The following is a 17,640-nucleotide window of genomic DNA, read 5'->3' as shown; positions in this document are numbered from 1 at the left end:
TGCCTACGAGCCGCGCCGGGTGACCTGCATCGGCAGGCCGCCTTGCGGCTGCGTCGTCAGCTTCTGCACCGGCCAGGGGTGGGTTTCCGCGGTGGCGTCGAAACGGTAGCGCGACAGCATGATCGCCAACGCGATGATCGCCTCCTGCATGGCGAAGCTGGCGCCGATGCAGACGCGGGGGCCGGCGCCGAACGGCAAATACTGGAAACGATCGATCTTTTCGCGGTTTCCCGGATGGAAGCGTTCCGGCATGAAAGCGTCCGGCCGGTCCCACAATTTCCGATGGCGGTGGACGACCCACGGCATCACCAGCACCGCGGCACGCCGCGGTATGTAGAGGCCGTTCCAGGTTTCGGGTTCGATCGGTTCGCGGTTGATCGACGGCGCCGGCGGATAGAGCCTGAGCGCCTCGTCGAAGGCGGCGCGGGTGAGCGGCATGTCGTCGAGCCATTTCGTCGGGTCGGGCTCGCGCGCCAACACCGCATCGATCTCGTGCTCGATCTTTTCGCGCTCCCACGGCGCTTCGGCAAGGCAGTAGAGCGTCCAGCCGAGCGCCCTGGCCGTAGTCTCGTGGCCGGCACCGATGAAGGTGATGATGTTGTCCTCGACCTCGGCCCGGGTCAGCCCGCCCGGTCCCTCCGCCTTCAACAGCAGCGTGAGAAAATCCTGCGGCACCGTGTCCGAAGCGCGCCTCAGCCGCGCCTCGCGCATCTGCACCGTGTCGGTTACGATCTTGCGGAAGTAGGCCATGGTCTTGCGGCCGCGGATGCGGGTCAGGCGCGGCAGCCAGTCGGGCGCACGCAAAAGGTCGAGCGGATCGACCCGGCCCATGGTCTCGAACAGGCGATCGATCTCCTTGGCGAAGCTACCGGGCTCGCCCGATATCTCGCCCGAAAACAGTGTCTCGGCCAGGATGTCGAAGGTGAGCAGCGTCATGTCGTGGGCGATGTCCGACGTGCCACCTTGCTCGTAACGGGTGACGAATTCGAGCGTGCGTTTCAGCATCGGCTCGGCGAAGCCGAAGATGTGGCGCGGCGTGAACACCGGCGCCATCGCCTTGCGCGAACGCCGCCACACTTCGCCTTCGGCGGTCAGCAGGCCGTCGCGCAGGATTGGCCGCAATATCTTCTGACGCACCGTCGCCATCTTGTAGTTCTTGGCGTTATCGACGAGCACATGGCGGATGAGGCCGGGATCGTTGGCGATGACCAGCGGCCCGCCGACGCCGGTCACCGAAATCCAGGGCTCGTTATAGGTCGGCTCGCCCCACAGTTCGAGCGGATTGCGGTAGACGATGCGGATCATCTCCAGCGTCGAGGGCGGCGCTGTGCGCGGCTTCGGCGCCGGCGGGACGAAGGGGACGGGCTGACTGTCCATGGCTTGCTCCGCTGACACCTCAATGTAGTGGCGGGCAAGGCAGGCGTCCATGTGACCGGACGACAAGGCGAAGCATCCGCTCTCTGGAATGTGACCGGGGCACCGGAAAGTGCCTGCTTGCTGTGTCCGGCTGCGTGTCTTAGGTGGCAGCACCACAGATGCCACTAACCGGCGGGAGCCTGCCTTGAAGCACCAGTTGAACGTCATCATCGGCAGCACGCGGCCGGGCCGCGCCGGGCCGGTTTTCGCAAATTGGCTGGAGAGCTTTGCGCGCGAGCACGGCAAATTCGAGCCGGTGCTCACCGACATCGCGGCCTTCAACCTGCCGGTGCTGGACGAGCCGCATCATCCGAGACTGGGCAAATACGAAAACAGCCACACGAAAGCCTGGTCGAAGGCAATCGACGCCGCCGACGCATTCGTCTTCGTGGCGCCGGAATACAATTATTTCGCCGCCCCCGCGATCGTCAACGCGGTCGACTACCTGCTCAGGGAATGGCGATACAAGCCGGCCGCCATCCTCAGCTACGGCGGTGTCTCCGGCGGCCTGCGGGCGGCGCAGGCGGTCAAACCGTTGCTGACCTCCGTCGGCGTCATGCCGATCCCGGAAGGCGTGGCGCTGCCGATGTACCAGAAGCTGCTCGACGAGACCGGCGCCTTCTTGCCCAGCGAGCAGGTGCTCGGCGGGGCCAGGACCATGCTGGACGAGTTGTTCCGCTGGAGCGAAGCGCTGAAGCCGATGCGGGTCGGCTGACAACGCGAACGGCCGGGCTTGCCGATGCCGTAACTTGCTCATGCCATAAAGAGATGGAATGCTCCGGCAAATGACCGGGCCGGGGCGGTTCGATTTGCGTTTTCTGTTTGCCTTGCTGCTGATCCTCTCGACGGCCTCCGCTGCCGTGGCGGAGCGGCGCGTTGCGCTGGTCATCGCCGAGAACGACTATCGGCTGATCCGGCCGCTCGCCAATCCCGTCAATGACGGTGAGGTTATGGAAACGGTGCTGAGGAAGCTTGGTTTCGAGGTCTTCCTCGAAACCAACCGCGACCTGCGGCGCATGCGCCGGGCGCTCGACGATTTCCGCGAGGATGCCAAAGGCGCCGACGTGGCGCTGGTGTTCTTCTCCGGCCACGGCGTCGAGATCGCCGGCGAGAATCGGCTCCTGCCGGTCGATGCAGACGCGTCGTCGCTCGCTACGCTGGAAAGGACCAGCCTGCCGCTGGAGGTGATCCGCGCGACCGTCGCCGCCACCAGCAAGGTCGGATTGATCGTGCTCGACGCCTGCCGTAGCGATCCGTTCGCGGCTACGGGCGGCGAAGGCCGCGGCGCGACGGCGCTGGCAAAAGACGTCAGCGACAAGGTCCGGCCGGGCCTTGGCCGCATCGGGCGGGCAGAAAACATCCTGTTTGCCTTTTCGGCGGCGCCCGGCGAGACCGCCGCGGATGGGACGGGCCAGAATTCGCCGTTTACCGCGGCGCTGACGAAATACCTCGGCACCGAAGGTCTCGAGATCCGCTCCGTGCTGACGCTCGTGCAGCAGGAGGTCTACGACCTCTCGCGCGGTAAGCAATTGCCCTATGTCGAGAGCGGCCTGCCGCAGCTGTTCTTTGCCGCCTCGGCCAAGGAGAAATTGCCGGAGCGCGAACGCTTGTTGCTGGCCATGGCCGAGGTGACGCCCGCGATGCGCGGCGAGGTGGAAAAGATCGCCAGCGACGCCGATATGCCGCTGGCGCCGCTCTATGGCGCGTTGATCAGTTCCGATGCCGGCCATCTCTCCGCAAACAGTCTGAACACCAGGCTGCGTGAGGCAGCCGACGCCTTCGTCAAGGTGCGGAGCGAAATGCAGACGCTTGGATCCGACGATCTGCGGGTGGCAGCGTTGCGCCGGCAGGCCGAAGAGCAGCTTTCGCTGGGAGCGTTCGATGCCGCGCGTAAAAAGCTCGCCGAGGCAGCCGAGATCGACAATGTCTCGCGCAACGCGCTGAAGGCCAATTTCGTCAGCCGCACGCTCTCCGAAGCCGCGACGCGCTATCTGTCCGGCGGGGCGGCGCGCGCCGACCTCGACTACGCTACAGCCATCAGGGACTATGAGTCCGTGCTCGCGCTTTATGACGAAGCCGGACAGGTGGTGCTGTCGCTCGACGACGCCGACCGCTTGATCCGCACGCTGGACGAGCTCGGCAAGCTCTATACCACGGTCGGCAATATCGATGCGGCTGGCCGTGCCTTCGAGGCGCTGCAAGCCGATCTCGAGCGGCGGTCGCATCATGAAACCGATCCCAACGTGAAGCGCGACTTCGCCGTCAGCCACGTCAAGCTCGGCAACGTGCGGATGGCGCAAGGCAATCTGCCGTCAGCGCTGCAGAATTATGAGACCGCCAAGACCATTCTGCAGGGCCTGACCGAGGCAGAACCGGACAATCTGGAGTGGTTCGGCGACCTCGCCATGGCCGACGACAAGATCGGCAACGTATTGGCGACCCAAGGCGATCTGGCCGGCGCCGCAGAGGTCTACCAGGAAAGCCTGTCGATCAAGAAGCAGCTCGCCGCCGGAGAGCCCGACCGTGCCGAACTGCAGCGCGACCTGACCATCACCTACGATGAGATCGGTCACCTTGCCCATATCGCAGGCCAACTGGACAACGCACAGGCGGCCTATGAAGAGAGCCTGAAGGTGCGGCTGGCGCTGGCGGCGGACAAACCGGGAGACGCCGACCGGCAGCGTGACGTCTCGGTCAGCCACGATACGATAGGCGACCTGCTGCGCGAACGCGGCGACGCCGCCGGGGCGCTGGCGGCCTACAAGGAAGGTCTGGCGATCGTCAAGCAACTGGCGAAACGCGATCCGGACGACACTGAGTTGAAGCGCGACCTGTCGGTCGGCAACGCCAAGATCGGCAATGCGCTGAGCGACCAGCAGAATTGGCCGGCGGCACTTTCGACTTATCGTGAGGCACTTTCGCAGGCCAGCGCGCTCGCCGCCGGCGACCCGAACAACACCGAATGGCAGCGCGACCTGTCCGTGTGCATCGAGAAAGTCGCCGGCGTCCTGGCGATACAGGGCGACCACAAAGGCGCGCTGAAAGCCTATCTGGACAGCTACGCGATTGCGCAGAGGCTGGCCAAGCTCGATCCCGCCAATTCCGACTGGCAGCGGGACTTGTCGATAACGCTGTCCGAAGTCGCCACGCTGCGCCTCAGGCAGCGCGACGTCAGGGGCGCCCGGCAAGCCCTTCAGGACAGCCTGGCCATTCGCGAGAAACTTGCCCGGTCCGATCCGGACAACGCCACCTGGCAGCGCGACCTGGTGGTCGCCTATATCGACTACGCCCAAGTCGCAAAGGACCCGAAGGCTGTGCTTTCCAAGGCGCTCGACATGACGCTCGAGCTCGACCGGAGCGGGCGGTTGGCACCGCGCCACAAGTTCATGATCAAGTTTTTACGTGAGCGGCTGGCCAGGATCGAAGCCAGGCGCCGGTAGCCGGCTCACGCGATGGTCATTCCGTTCCGAAATGCCTGCAAACCTTGGAAAAACCGCCTTTTGCGCCTATATCTACGACATTAGAAATGCGCGATTCGAAGCCGATTTTTCGCGCTCTGCACCCGGCATCAATCAGACAGGTTTTCATGAGCGACCAGACCGACATCGCCAACGGCGTTGAAGCCGAATACGGCGCCGATTCCATCAAGGTTTTGAAGGGCTTGGATGCCGTTCGCAAGCGGCCGGGCATGTATATCGGCGATACCGACGACGGCTCGGGCCTGCACCACATGGTCTATGAAGTCGTCGACAACGCCATCGATGAAGCACTGGCCGGCCATGCCGACCTGGTGACGGTGACGCTCAATCCGGACGGATCGGTGACGGTCATCGACAATGGCCGCGGCATTCCGACCGATATCCACACCGGCGAAGGCATTTCGGCGGCCGAAGTGATCATGACGCAGCTGCATGCCGGCGGCAAGTTCGACCAGAACTCCTACAAGGTGTCAGGCGGCCTGCACGGCGTCGGCGTGTCGGTCGTCAACGCCCTGTCGGCCTGGCTGAAACTGAAGATCCGCCGCAACGGCCAGATCTACGAGATGAGTTTCACGCATGGCAATGCCGACGCGCCGCTGCGCATCACCGGCAGTTATGAACAAGACAAGGTCCCCGGCACCTATGAGGGGCGCAGCGGCAGCGAAATCACGTTTTTGCCGTCGTCCGAGACTTTCACCATGGTCGAATTCGACTACGGTACGCTGGAGCATCGGCTGCGCGAACTCGCCTTCCTGAACTCCGGCGTGCGCATCGTTTTGACCGATGCCCGCCATGCCGACATCATGCGCCATGAATTGCACTACGATGGCGGCCTCGAAGAGTTCGTCCGATATCTCGACCGGACGAAGAAGCCGTTGCTCGACAAGCCGATCTCGATCCGCGCCGAGCGCGACGGCATCACGGTCGAAGTCGCCATGTGGTGGAACGACAGCTACCATGAAAACGTGCTGGCCTTCACCAACAACATCCCGCAACGCGACGGCGGCACGCATCTGGCAGGCTTCCGCGGTGCGCTGACGCGCCAGATAACCGGCTATGGCGACTCCTCCGGCCTGACCAAGAAGGAAAAAGTGGCGCTGATCGGCGATGATTGCCGCGAAGGGCTGACCGCGGTGCTGTCGGTCAAGGTTCCCGACCCGAAATTCTCCTCGCAGACCAAGGACAAGCTGGTGTCGTCCGAGGTCCGCCCGGTGGTCGAAGGGCTTGTCAACGAAGCGCTCGGCACCTGGCTCGAGGAGCACCCGACCGAGGGCAAGGCGGTCATCGAGAAGGTCATCCAGGCCGCTGCCGCGCGCGAAGCCGCGCGCAAGGCACGCGACATCACCCGCAAGAGTTCGCTCGGCGTCACCTCGCTGCCCGGCAAGCTGGCCGATTGCCAGGAGCGCGATCCGGCGAAATCCGAGATCTTTATCGTCGAGGGCGACAGCGCCGGCGGCTCGGCCAAGGGCGGCCGTTCGCGCCAGAACCAGGCCATTCTTCCGCTGCGCGGCAAGATCCTCAATGTCGAGCGCGCCCGCTTCGACCGCATGCTCGGCTCCGACATGATCGGCACGCTGATCACCGCGCTCGGCACCTCGATCGGCAAGGACGAGTTCAACGCCGACAAGCTGCGCTACCACAAGATCATCCTGATGACCGACGCCGATGTCGACGGCGCCCACATCCGCACCTTGCTGCTGACCTTCTTCTTCCGCCAGATGCCGGAACTGATCGAACGCGGTCATCTCTACATCGCGCAGCCGCCGCTCTACAAGGTGACGCGCGGGAAGAGCTCGCAATACATCAAGGACGAAGCCGCCTTCGAGGAATTCCTGATCGGCTCCGGGCTGGAAGAAGCGTCGCTTGCGCTCAGCACAGGCGAGGTGCGGGCCGGGCAGGACCTGCGCAGTGCCATCGACGACGCCTTGGCTGTCCGCCAGCTCATCAACGGATTGCACACGCGCTATAACAGAGGCGTGGTCGAGCAGGCAGCGATTGCCGGCGCGCTCAACCCGGAGATATTCACCGACCTCCGCCGCGCCAACGAGACGGCCGAGCGTGTTGCCCGTCGTCTCGACATTATCGCCGAGGATACCGAGCGCGGCTGGATCGGCCGCATGTCGACCTCGAACGAGGGCATTGGCGGCTATGTCTTCGAGCGAACGGTGCGCAGCGTCAAGGAGTTCGCGCATCTCGACCTGGCGCTGATCAATTCCGCCGACGCACGCCAGCTCGACCGCTATGCGCCGCGCCTGGCGGAAATCTACGGCGAGCCGCCGGTGCTGCGCCGCAAGGATGTCTCGGAAACCATTTCGGGGCCGCTGGCACTGCTCAATGCCGTGTTTGCCACCGGCCGCAAGGGCCTGACCATGCAGCGCTACAAGGGCCTTGGCGAAATGAACGCCGAGCAGCTCTGGGAAACGACGCTCGACCCGAATGTGCGCTCGCTGTTACAGGTCAAGGTCAATGACGCGACTGATGCGGACAGCTTGTTTTCACGGCTGATGGGCGACGAGGTCGAGCCAAGGCGCGAATTCATCCAGGAAAACGCGCTGTCGGTTGCCAATCTGGACATCTGAGCCAAGGCCGAGATACCCAGCCAGCAGGCATGAAGTGCGTTGGTGCGCCTTGGCGCACCAATACGGCTGCTGCAACGCAACAAAGATCACCAGGACCGCCGGAACGGAAAGGCTTTCAAGGCATTGTAGTCGATCACAATCGCCGCAGGAGGCATCCATGGGACGTGGCATTTTGCTCTGGCTTCTCGGAGTCCCAATTCCGATCATTATTCTGATCATGCTGTTCGCACGGTAGGGAGGCTTCGATGCAGTCCACCGTAACAGCTGTCGACGTTTCCGCCCCGACGGAATCCGCTTCCACTGCTGTCAGCTGGGGGCCAATCGTCGCCGGCGCCTTTGCTGCGTCAACGCTTACCTTCATCTTGATGCTGCTCGGCTCCGGGCTTGGGCTGAGCATGGTGTCGCCATGGTCCGGCTCGGGTGCGTCAGTCACCACTTTCGCCGTTTCCACCGCCGTCTGGCTGATCGTCGTGCAGTGGCTGTCGTCGGCCCTGGGCGGCTACCTCGCCGGACGCCTGCGCACCAAATGGGTCGGCATCCACACCGATGAAGTCTTCTTCCGCGATACCGCTCACGGCTTCCTGGCCTGGGCGCTGGCGACGCTGCTCGTCGCCGGCGTGCTCGGCACGGCGCTTTCGGCCGCGATAGGTACCGGTGTCCAGGCTGCTTCGACTGTGGCATCGGGCGCGGCAATGGGCGCTTCGGCAGGTGCTGCTGCAAACGCGGGTAGCGCCTCGACTGACAACGCCACATCGTATTTCGTCGATACGCTGTTCCGCCCGGCCGATCCGGCAAGGCTCGCTGCCGCCAATCCGGAGAGCGACGCTGCGGCAACGGCGCAGGCATCGCGCATTCTAATCGCGAGTGCCGCAGCAGGCGAAATATCGGCCGACGACAAGACCTATCTGTCGCGGCTCGTGGCCGCCCGCACAGGCCTGTCCGAAGCGGATGCCACCGCTCGCGTCGATACGGTAATCGCCAGAGCGCAGGACGCCAAGGTCAAGGCCCAGCAGGCGGCCGACACCGCCAGAAAGGCAGGCGCCACCTTCTCGCTGATTGGCGCGCTGTCGCTGGTCGTCGGGGCCTTCATTGCCAGCGCGGCTGCAGCACTTGGCGGCAGGCAGCGCGACGACGAGGAAGCGATTTTCCTGACCAATCGTTGATCGGTGACTAAGCGAACTCGGTCCGCTTCGGGAAGATTACGCCCGAAGGGGACCTTGCTTTGAACTGCCGCCGCGGCATTGTCGTGCGCTGCTCGCCGCCTACAGCTCAGCTTCCAGTTTGCGGCCGAGATCGACCGCATCGCGCAGCACGGCAAGGTGCGAGCGCGGCTGTACGCCGGCCGGCGCGTTGACCTCGAGGCCGCTCGCCGTCAGCGACCAGTAGAGCCTGTGCGTGAAGACGCGGCCGCCCGAGCCGCGCAGCTCGACCTGGATGTTTTCCACGCCGGGACCAAAATTTTCCGTCATCCGCCCTGAAATCGGGTCGCCGGTCAGCCAGCCATTGCCCCTGTCGAAAATATTGGTCCAGCGCGTCGCGGCAAACACCGCGCCATGATGCACCGCCCGCTGCGGCTTGCCGGAATGGCTGCGCCCTTCCTGGTAGAGCATGGTCCCGCCCGCCGCCCTGTCGGCGATCGGCGGGCATGCCGAAAACAGGCGCTCGGCGATGCCGCGCCTGAGTTCGGCGAGGTTGTAGGTCACTAGAAACTCGCTGTGGGTCAGCGGACTGCCGAGCGTGACGAAATCGCTGATCTTCCACGGCAGCGGATGATCGGCGTCGCCGACGCGAAGCTGCCGGTAGAGCTCCCATTGGCTGCGCCGGAATGCGGGGAGGTCATCGAGGCTGTCGGGCCAAGCGGAGGCATCGGCGGCCAGCGTCGCCTTGTCGACGGCGTGGATCGCCTTCAGCCTCGCTTTGTCGCGAATGGCTTCCAACTTTCTAGGCCTGAAATCGGCCCACAATATCTGCAACAGATCATAGGCGATGATCGACCCGAGGCTGTGCGAGACCAGCACGATGCGGTCATAGGCATCGTCCATCATGAGACGCTTCAGCAGCTTGAGGCCACGCTCGCGGACCAGCGCCCGCTTCTCGACCGTTGCCGCTTCGGCCCGCACATAGGCGGCGACGTCGCCGAAATAAGGCAAGCCAAACTGGTCCACCGACCAGATGACGAACGACGCCAGAACCGTGACAAGCACACCGGTCGTCCAGGAGATGTAGCCTTGCCAGGTCGACGTTGCGAGCGCCAGCGCCGCGCCGAGGACGACGATGGTGGCCAAAAGCGTGACGACATAGAGTTTGAGCACATCGCGCGGAATATCGGCCGGCTTGCGCCAGAGCAGGGTCGTCACCCAGGCAGCAAGGCGGCTTCGGGTCGTGCCCTGGGTGATGTCGGCCCAGTAAAGCTCGTAGAAATCGGTGCGGCGGCCATCGACATCATAGGGCGTGGTGATCCGGCGGAGTTCGTGCGAATTGGTCCGGCTGTCGGGCGTGATCCAGCTCTGGTTGATCTTCGCACCCATCGGGTCGGCCGGATCGGGGACATGGGCATAGAACGGTGCCCGGGCCGGATCGTGGCTCCATACGGCCTGGACAAACTCCCTCAACGTGTCCATGGGCCGCTGCTCGCCCATGCCGTGCACGACCACTACCGCCTGGCTGCGCTTGCGTGGCGCCTTCTCTGCTGCGGTCAGATCGGCGGCCGGCGATGCAGCAGAACCAGGGTCGGGCACCAGCACCTCCACGATGACTCCGTTAGCAAGACGACGGGTCGGCATCGTAGCTTCAGAACCGGTAACAGCCAAGAAAAAGCCCGGCGCGGAGCCTGGCTGTATTCGACGATCGGCAGTGAGTTGGCAGCGACGCCGTTTCAGTGATCCATCGCTTTGACGATCTCCTCGGTCATCTTCTTGGCGTCGCCGAGCAGCATCATGGTGCCGTCCTTGTAGAACAGCGTGTTGTCGATGCCGGCATAGCCGGAGCCGAGCGAGCGCTTGACGAACAGGCAGGTGCGCGCCTTGTCGACGTCGAGAATTGGCATGCCGTAGATAGGTGAGGACTTGTCGTCACGAGCCGAGGGATTGGTGACGTCATTGGCCCCGATGACATAGGCGACGTCGGCCTGCGCGAACTCAGAGTTGATGTCCTCCAGCTCGAACACTTCGTCATAAGGCACGTTGGCTTCGGCCAAGAGCACGTTCATGTGCCCGGGCATGCGGCCGGCAACCGGGTGGATGGCGTATTTGACGTCGACGCCGTTGGCCTTGAGCTTGTCGGCCATCTCGCGCAGCGCGTGCTGCGCCTGGGCGACGGCCATGCCGTAGCCCGGCACGATGATGACCTTTTGCGCATTCATCATCAGATAGGCGGCATCCTCGGCCGAGCCCTGCTTGACCGTGCGCTCGATGCCGTCGTTGGCAATGGCTGATGTCTCGCCGCCGAAGCCGCCGAGGATGACCGAGATGAAGCTCCGGTTCATGCCTTTGCACATGATGTAAGACAGGATGGCGCCCGACGAGCCGACCAGCGCGCCGGTGATGATCAGCGCCAGATTGCCGAGCGTGAAGCCCAGGGCGGCCGCGGCCCAGCCCGAATAGGAATTCAGCATCGACACGACCACCGGCATATCGGCGCCACCGATCGGGATGATGAGAAGCACACCCAGCACCAGCGAGGCGGCAACGATCAGCCAGAACACCACCTTGGACTCGGCGGTGACGAGCAGCACAATCAGCACGATCAGCGCAATGCCCAGGGCCGCGTTGATGAAGTGGCGGCCACCGATCATGATCGGCTTGCCCGACATGCGGCCGTCGAGCTTCAAAAAGGCGATGACCGAGCCGGTGAAGGTGATGGCACCTATGGCAACGCCGAGGCTCATCTCGATCAGTGCCTGGGCATGAATATCGGCGACGGTGCCGATGCCGAAGCTTTCCGGTGCATAGATGGCGGCGGCCGCCACCATGACCGCGGCAAGACCGACCAGCGAGTGGAAGGCGGCGACCAGCTGCGGCATCGAGGTCATGGCAATGCGCCGTGCCGTGACCGCACCGGCCGAGCCGCCTATCAGCAGCCCGAGCACTATGAGGCCGAAGCGCCCGGCCGAAGGGGTCGCCAGCGCCAGCGTCGTGGCGATGGCGATGCCCATGCCGATCATGCCGTACATGTTGCCCTGGCGGCTGGTGGTCGGATGCGACAGGCCGCGCAATGCCAGGATGAACAGTATGCCGGAGACCAGATAGAGAAAGGAGGCGAAGTTGGCGTTCATAGCGGCCTACTTTTCCTTCTTCTTGTACATGGCCAGCATGCGCTGGGTGACGAGGAAACCGCCGAAGATGTTGACCGATACCAGCATCAGCGCAACGAAGCCGAAGCCGGTGGCAAGCCCTGAGGCCGAGATGCCGACGGCCAGCAGCGCGCCGACGACGATGACGGAGGAAATGGCGTTGGTGACCGCCATCAGCGGCGTGTGCAGTGCCGGCGTGACGGACCACACGACGTAGTAGCCGACGAAGATCGCCAGGACAAAGATGGCGAAGCGAAAGACGAAGGGATCGATGGCACCGCCGGACAGCGCGTGAGCGGCGTCACCCGCCGCCTCGGTGCCGGGCGCGGCCGCCAGGTTCTGCACCGCGAGCCGCACGGCAGCTGTCGCCTCGTCGAGCTGGTCGAGGGCTTTCTGCAGGGTCTGGTCCATCACGCGATCCCTCCGGTGGTCTTGGGCTTCCTCGAAGCGGCCGTTTTCTTCGCAGCCGGCTTCGCCGAAGCCTCGGCAACCATCGTCCTGGCCGGAATGGCCGGTGGTTCGACATATTGGCCCTTTGGCGGCTCCTGCTCAGCCTTTGCGAAAGCCGGATGCACGATCTTGCCAGCATCGGTCAGCATCGTCGCCTTGACCAGTTCGTCGTCGTGGTTGATGGCAAGCGTCTTCGCCGCCTTGTCGACCAGCGTCTCGAGGAAGGCATAGAGGTTCCTGGCATAGAGAAGCGAAGCGGAGGCGGCGACGCGACCGGGAACGTTGAGATGGCCGACGATCTTTACCCCGTTGGCCGTGGTCACCACCTTGCCGGCTTCGGCGCCCTCGACATTGCCGCCGCGCTCGACCGCGAGGTCGACGATCACAGAGCCGGGTTTCATCGAGGCGACCATCGCCGCCGAGACCAGCTTCGGCGCCGGACGGCCGGGGATCAGCGCGGTGGTGATGACGATGTCCTGCTTGGCGATGTGCTCGGCGGTCAACGCCGCCTGCTTGGCCTGATACTCCTTTGACATTTCCTTGGCGTAGCCGCCGGCCGTCTCGGCCGCCTTGAACTCCTCGTCCTCGACCGCCAGGAATTTTGCGCCGAGCGAGGCAACCTGCTCCTTGGCGGCCGGGCGCACATCGGTGGCGGTGACCACGGCGCCGAGGCGGCGCGCGGTGGCGATGGCCTGCAGACCGGCGACGCCGACGCCCATGATGAAGGCCTTCGCCGCCGGTACCGTGCCGGCGGCCGTCATCATCATCGGCAGTGCCCGGTCATATTCGGCAGCCGCGTCGACCACTGCCTGATAGCCGGCGAGGTTCGCCTGGCTGGACAGGACGTCCATCGACTGGGCACGGGTGATGCGCGGCATGAACTCCATGGAAAAGGCAGTAACACCAACCTTGGCCAGCGCGGCGACGGCAGCATCGTTGCCATATGGATCCATGATGGCAATGACGGCAGTGCCCGGCCGATAGGCTTTCAGCTCGGCATCGCTCGGCCGGCGCACCTTCAGCACGACATCAGCCCTGGAAACATCGCCGGCCTTGCCGATCGCGGCGCCGGCCTTGGCAAACTCCTCGTCGGGAATGCGCGAAGCAGTGCCTGCGCCGGCTTCGACGACCACGCCGAAACCCAGCGCCGCCAGCCGTTTCACCGTGTCGGGCGAGGCCGCGACGCGCGGCTCGTTCGCGTCGAGCTCACGAGGGATGAAAACCGTCTGTCCCACCGCATGATCCTTTCGGCCGGAACCCGTTACCCAAGACGCCGGCCGGCCACCGGCGGCGCCCTCGACAAAGGTTGGAGGAGTCTATCGGAGAATAAAGGCGCCGACGGCCAGGATCAGCACGAACAGGATAGTCCCCGAGAAGAAGCCGCCCACAAAGAAGCCGAACGCCATGGCCAGAAGCACGGCGGCGCAAAATAGCGACCCATATTTGGCCAGCATCACAAAGCCGGCATAGGTGCGGTCGTGCTCGGCATAGTCCATCTTCGCGCCCAGTTCGACAGGACCGGTCGGCGTGTGTTCAGCCATAGGAATACCCCTTCGAAGACATCTTTCAGGCACATAGCGAAAAGCCGCGTTAAGGGCAATGGCGCTATTGCCGCATCGCCGCAGCCAACAATCTCAAGCGAAACTGGAAATCGCTGCGTCAATGATGTGGCGCAACATGCGCAGCGGTTATGACTGACCCGAGCCTGAAAACGAAGCGGGGCGGAGCGCGGCGATACCAATCACAATGGATGGCAGGTCCGCTATTGCCGATGTCGTTAGCCGGCGAGATGCGGGAACAGACCGAGCAGGCCGACAACGATCAGATAAAGGGCGACGATATAATTGAGCAGCCGCGGCATCACCAGGATCAGCACGCCTGCAATCAGCGAGATAAGCGGGGTAAGGGCGAGCGTGGAAATGGTCATATCGGTTCCTTTGATCGGATCGCTATCGAAGCGATGCTTGGCGGACGCCGGCCATGCCGACCTACCACCAGCACCCTTGCCCAGAACGCCGAAGCGACCGGAAGGCTCCATGGGCTCGTTCAGGCGGCTTCGCGAAAATACTTGGCGGTGGGCAGGATGGTCAGCGGGGCGAGTTCGCCGGCACCGGGCGTATCGAACAACATGCGCTGCTCCATTGGCGTCGAACGGAAGAACGGAAAGCGAGCGTAGGTTTCATTCTTGATCGCCAGGACATCGGCTTGATAAAGCAGCGCGAAACAGTTGATCACGCCGGCATAGGGCCGCGCATCGCCAATCGGTCGCGCCCGATAGATGCGCTTGTAGAAAGCCGCATGGTCCTCGCGGATCATGGATATGCAATAAGGCGCGCCGAAATGGAAGCAAGCCATGCCCGCAAGGCGCAGCGTCACATACGGGATCTGCGGGTAAAGCCGTGACCATTCGGCGTCCACGGCAAAACGGCTCGGGTCGATAAAGACTTCGCCGGCCGCCAGACGCGGCATCAACAAGTCCTTGTAGACGCTGAGCGCTGGTGATGTGGCGTTATCAGCAGACACGTTATGCAGGCGCATTGTGCTGACCAGCCGCCCCTCGATGTAGATTCCGAACGTATGGCAATTGGGCAGTTCGTCAAACTCGTCATGGACCTGACGGGACGCATTCTCGGGCACCAGATCGTTCATCCGATAGGAATTGTAGCGCAGCCTGTAAATGCTTTCGAAGTCCTCGCCGCTTTCACAGCGTCGGTACTCCGTCCGGTCAAGCAGCGCATAAACATGTTGCGCGAAGCTGGACATGGTCTCGGACGCATCTTTCCCACCAGCGCCCGCCGCATGGCCGAGCGAACTCAACTGGGCACACATGAACTCTATTCCCCGCGATTACCGCCACCAGCCGACACTACGGACGGGTCATGAGATGTAAAGATGAAAATAAGTAGGAGCTCGTTTACCGGTCATTAAGGTTAACAATTAATAAAATTATACTAAAATACGCGGTCTTTCAGCGCGAAGTCAGCGCCGCGGCGCCTTCCTTGCCGTCTGGATGTCCTTGGCGAAGGGCCAGACGGTGCTCGACATCGTCTCGATGCCGGACGCGCTGAGTGCCGACCCGAACAGAAAGCCCTGGACCAGGTCCGGCTTGACCTGCAATGCCAGGATCTTGAGCTGTTCGAAGGTCTCGACACCTTCGACGGTAACCGAAAGTCCCAGCGGCCGTGACAGGTTGACGATGCCCTTGAGCAATTCGAGCGACCGGCTGTTCTGAGTGACATCCATCAGGAACGAGCGGTCGATCTTGATTTTGTCGAGCGGCAGTTTGTGGAGATAGCTGAGGCTCGAATACCCGGTACCGAAATCGTCGAGCGCAATGCGCACGCCGAGCCGCTTCAACTCCTCGATATATTGGCGTGTCAGCGACTTGTCGTCGAGCAGCGCCGTCTCGGTGACCTCGATCTCCAGACGTCCGGCGGAGAGACCGGATTCAGCCAGCGCGTCGCGAACCTTCTGGATGACATCACGGTTGCGGAAATCCTTGGCCGAGAGATTGACCGACACGCTGGTCTGGGCCGGCCATTTGGCGCATTCCGTGCAGGCCGCATGCAGGACGAAGGTGCTGATGTCGGAAATAATCCCCATTTCCTCCGCCAGCGGAATAAAGATACCGGGGGAAATCGGCCCGAGATCGGGATGATCCCAGCGGCACAGCGCTTCGCAACTGGCGATACGCATCGTGCTCATCGCCACGATCGGCTGATAGACCACCCGCAATTCGTTGTTTTCCACGGCGCTGCGCAGGTCCGCCTTCATCAGCTGACGGCTGCGGAAGGCAGCATCCATGGAGGCCTCGAACAGCCGCCAACCGTTCTTGCCAAGCTCCTTGGCCTTGTAGAGTGCAAGGTCGGCTTTGACGATCATGGCGTCGACGTCGGTATCCTTGACCCGCGACAGCACCGCGCCGCCGCTGGCCTGGATGCGTAATCCGTGGCCGGCGACATCGACCTCGCCTTGTAGATTGACAAAGATCTCATCAACTTGGCCGGTCAGGTGGCTTTCATCCTCGATGCGCTCGAAGAAGATCATGAACTCGTCGCCGCCGAAGCGGCTGACGGTGATGCCTGGCCCAGCGACTGCCGCCAGCCGCTCGGCAACGGCGTAGATCAATCCGTCGCCGACCGGATGGCCGAGCGTGTCGTTGACGCTCTTGAAATCATCGAGATCGAGCACCACCAGCCCGCAGAGACGCTCGGGATCCCCTGAGGCCATGGCTTCCACCACCAACTCGTGGAAGTAGGCGCGGTTGGGCAGGCCGGTGAGACTGTCGTAGCGCGCCATGAAGCGGATCTTGTCTTCCGCCTCGACCCGGGCGGTCACATCCTCGAAAGTGACGACGCCCAGTTCCTGGCTGCCTTCGCGCGCCGAAAATTCATAGTGCTGGCCGTTGGTGAGCGAGACCAGGACCTTGCGGTCGCGGCCCTCGCGCAACGCACGCGTCAGCTGGGCTTCGATGTAACGGCAATCTTTCGGCGCCAGCATGCCGCCTGCAGCGCCGCGCATCAGCAGACCGTGGATCGAGCGGCCTAGCAGCGCATCGGCCGATTTGAGCGACATCAGGTGCGCGGCTTCGGCATTGGCCACCGCCACCCGGCCGTCGGGACCAAGCATGACAAGGCCATGCGACATGGTGTTGAGCGCGCGGTTGAAACGCTGCGCGATGCGGTTCGCCTTCTTTTCCTCCGACAGGGCGGTAAACAGGACTTCGCGGACGATGTCGGCGAACCGCTTGATCGCAAACAGAAAAGGGGCCGACATCAGACCGAGGATGATGTGGTAGATATCGCCGCGCAGGATAAAGCCAAGCGATATGGGCCATGTGGTGGTTATGATAAAAATCATAACCATGCGCGGCGACCCATAATTGCGGCCGGCAATCGACGTGACCGATGCCAGAGTGACGCAGACAGAGGCTATTTCGGCATAGTTGTCGTGGCTGTCATTTGCCAGATAGATACTGACGAAACAGAACGCGCCAAGCATGAAACCATGCATCGAACCGAAAATTATGTAATCGTTTTCGCGATCATGGGCTTCTTCCCACGTCGTCGGGGAAGGAAGTCGCCCGTATTTTCGGATGTTGCGAAGGCGCAGAGTACCGACAATGATGAGCCCAGCGGCAACTAGAAGATACGCCAAGTCCATGGTCTTCCAATAGACCAGAATGACGAGGAGCGTCTGCGCAACAAGGCCGATCGACAGCGTGAACCCGTCGCGAAACAGCGTTTCCACGAACGGAATGTAAACGTCGACCGGAATCTCGTTTTTTCGTCTCAGATTCACGCCTGGATCCCAACCCTGGGGAACCCAGCAGTGTCACATTGGCCTTAAGAAAGGTTTAGAGCAGCGGTTCTGGCTCTATTGGCATTCATTGGTGACGCAGCGGAAGCAGGGAAACTACAGTTCA

At 63.0% G+C, this 17,640-nt stretch carries 13 protein-coding genes; 4 read left to right on the top strand and 9 right to left on the bottom strand.

All coding sequences use genetic code 11. From position 1 onward, the window contains the following. Positions 1–3 precede the first annotated feature (3 nt). A complete protein-coding gene (locus tag NKK47_RS24720) occupies positions 4–1,377 on the bottom strand; it encodes a cytochrome P450 (RefSeq protein ID WP_352578578.1) in 1,374 nt (457 codons plus the stop codon). Between the two features lie 184 nt (positions 1,378–1,561). Here NKK47_RS24720 and NKK47_RS24715 point away from each other — a divergent pair, with 184 nt between their 5' ends. The 4 genes from NKK47_RS24715 to NKK47_RS24700 all read left to right on the top strand — a co-directional run bounded on the left by NKK47_RS24715 (position 1,562) and on the right by NKK47_RS24700 (position 8,637). Next, the gene (locus NKK47_RS24715) at positions 1,562–2,131 is read left to right on the top strand and encodes an NADPH-dependent FMN reductase (RefSeq protein WP_023676267.1); all 570 of its coding nucleotides are present in this window, start codon (positions 1,562–1,564) and stop codon (positions 2,129–2,131) included. Between the two features lie 58 nt (positions 2,132–2,189). Beyond that, entirely contained in the window at positions 2,190–4,856 is a 2,667-nt protein-coding gene (locus NKK47_RS24710) for a caspase family protein (RefSeq protein ID WP_352578577.1), read from the top strand. A 146-nt stretch (positions 4,857–5,002) separates the two neighbouring features. Beyond that, positions 5,003–7,474, top strand: coding sequence for a DNA topoisomerase (ATP-hydrolyzing) subunit B (gene gyrB / locus NKK47_RS24705; RefSeq protein WP_352578576.1), 2,472 nt, complete (start codon positions 5,003–5,005; stop codon positions 7,472–7,474). 245 nt (positions 7,475–7,719) lie between these two features. After that, positions 7,720–8,637, top strand: a complete 918-nt coding sequence (locus NKK47_RS24700; protein WP_352501122.1) for a hypothetical protein — start codon at positions 7,720–7,722, stop codon at positions 8,635–8,637. 99 nt (positions 8,638–8,736) lie between these two features. Here the strand turns inward: NKK47_RS24700 and NKK47_RS24695 are convergent, their stop codons facing one another. From NKK47_RS24695 to NKK47_RS24660, 8 genes are all read right to left on the bottom strand, one after another. Then, positions 8,737–10,257, bottom strand: a complete 1,521-nt coding sequence (locus tag NKK47_RS24695; protein ID WP_352578575.1) for a hypothetical protein — start codon at positions 10,255–10,257, stop codon at positions 8,737–8,739. A gap of 92 nt (positions 10,258–10,349) precedes the next feature. Next, positions 10,350–11,747 (bottom strand): NAD(P)(+) transhydrogenase (Re/Si-specific) subunit beta, encoded by a 1,398-nt coding sequence (locus NKK47_RS24690; protein WP_352454727.1) that lies wholly within the window; start codon positions 11,745–11,747, stop codon positions 10,350–10,352. Positions 11,748–11,753: 6 nt separating this feature from the next. Then, a complete protein-coding gene (locus tag NKK47_RS24685; RefSeq protein WP_502894421.1) occupies positions 11,754–12,176 on the bottom strand; it encodes an NAD(P) transhydrogenase subunit alpha part 2 in 423 nt (140 codons plus the stop codon). Continuing rightward, entirely contained in the window at positions 12,176–13,450 is a 1,275-nt protein-coding gene (locus tag NKK47_RS24680) for a Re/Si-specific NAD(P)(+) transhydrogenase subunit alpha (protein ID WP_352578573.1), read from the bottom strand. Before NKK47_RS24680 ends, NKK47_RS24685 begins: the two co-directional genes overlap by 1 nt. Positions 13,451–13,531: 81 nt before the next feature. Further along, positions 13,532–13,756: an aa3-type cytochrome c oxidase subunit IV gene (locus NKK47_RS24675; protein WP_352522521.1), complete on the bottom strand. Its 225-nt coding sequence runs from the start codon at positions 13,754–13,756 to the stop codon at positions 13,532–13,534. Positions 13,757–13,992: 236 nt separating this feature from the next. After that, complete coding sequence (locus NKK47_RS24670; RefSeq protein ID WP_013528205.1) at positions 13,993–14,142, bottom strand: DUF3096 domain-containing protein; 150 nt, start codon at positions 14,140–14,142, stop codon at positions 13,993–13,995. 119 nt (positions 14,143–14,261) lie between these two features. Then, on the bottom strand, positions 14,262–15,044 hold the full coding sequence (locus tag NKK47_RS24665) for an N-acyl amino acid synthase FeeM domain-containing protein (protein ID WP_023676258.1): 783 nt from the start codon (positions 15,042–15,044) through the stop codon (positions 14,262–14,264). A 150-nt stretch (positions 15,045–15,194) separates the two neighbouring features. Then, positions 15,195–17,516 (bottom strand): putative bifunctional diguanylate cyclase/phosphodiesterase, encoded by a 2,322-nt coding sequence (locus NKK47_RS24660; RefSeq protein WP_352452207.1) that lies wholly within the window; start codon positions 17,514–17,516, stop codon positions 15,195–15,197. Positions 17,517–17,640 lie beyond the last annotated feature (124 nt).

The organism is Mesorhizobium sp. M0019 (assembly GCF_040323975.1).
Classification (GTDB): Bacteria; Pseudomonadota; Alphaproteobacteria; order Rhizobiales; family Rhizobiaceae; genus Mesorhizobium.
This window is presented reverse-complemented; position numbering and strand designations above follow the sequence as displayed.

What these genes read in the sequence shown, in the direction of transcription:
- NKK47_RS24720 (WP_352578578.1), bottom strand. Translation starts at nt 1,377, where the DNA reads ATGGACAGTCAGCCCGTCCCCTTCGTCCCGCCGGCGCCGAAGCCGCGC.
- NKK47_RS24710 (WP_352578577.1), top strand. Translation starts at nt 2,190, where the DNA reads ATGCTCCGGCAAATGACCGGGCCGGGGCGGTTCGATTTGCGTTTTCTG.
- gyrB (WP_352578576.1), top strand. Translation starts at nt 5,003, where the DNA reads ATGAGCGACCAGACCGACATCGCCAACGGCGTTGAAGCCGAATACGGC.
- NKK47_RS24700 (WP_352501122.1), top strand. Translation starts at nt 7,720, where the DNA reads ATGCAGTCCACCGTAACAGCTGTCGACGTTTCCGCCCCGACGGAATCC.
- NKK47_RS24695 (WP_352578575.1), bottom strand. Translation starts at nt 10,257, where the DNA reads ATGCCGACCCGTCGTCTTGCTAACGGAGTCATCGTGGAGGTGCTGGTG.
- NKK47_RS24690 (WP_352454727.1), bottom strand. Translation starts at nt 11,747, where the DNA reads ATGAACGCCAACTTCGCCTCCTTTCTCTATCTGGTCTCCGGCATACTG.
- NKK47_RS24685 (WP_502894421.1), bottom strand. Translation starts at nt 12,176, where the DNA reads ATGGACCAGACCCTGCAGAAAGCCCTCGACCAGCTCGACGAGGCGACA.
- NKK47_RS24675 (WP_352522521.1), bottom strand. Translation starts at nt 13,756, where the DNA reads ATGGCTGAACACACGCCGACCGGTCCTGTCGAACTGGGCGCGAAGATG.
- NKK47_RS24670 (WP_013528205.1), bottom strand. Translation starts at nt 14,142, where the DNA reads ATGACCATTTCCACGCTCGCCCTTACCCCGCTTATCTCGCTGATTGCA.
- NKK47_RS24665 (WP_023676258.1), bottom strand. Translation starts at nt 15,044, where the DNA reads ATGTGTGCCCAGTTGAGTTCGCTCGGCCATGCGGCGGGCGCTGGTGGG.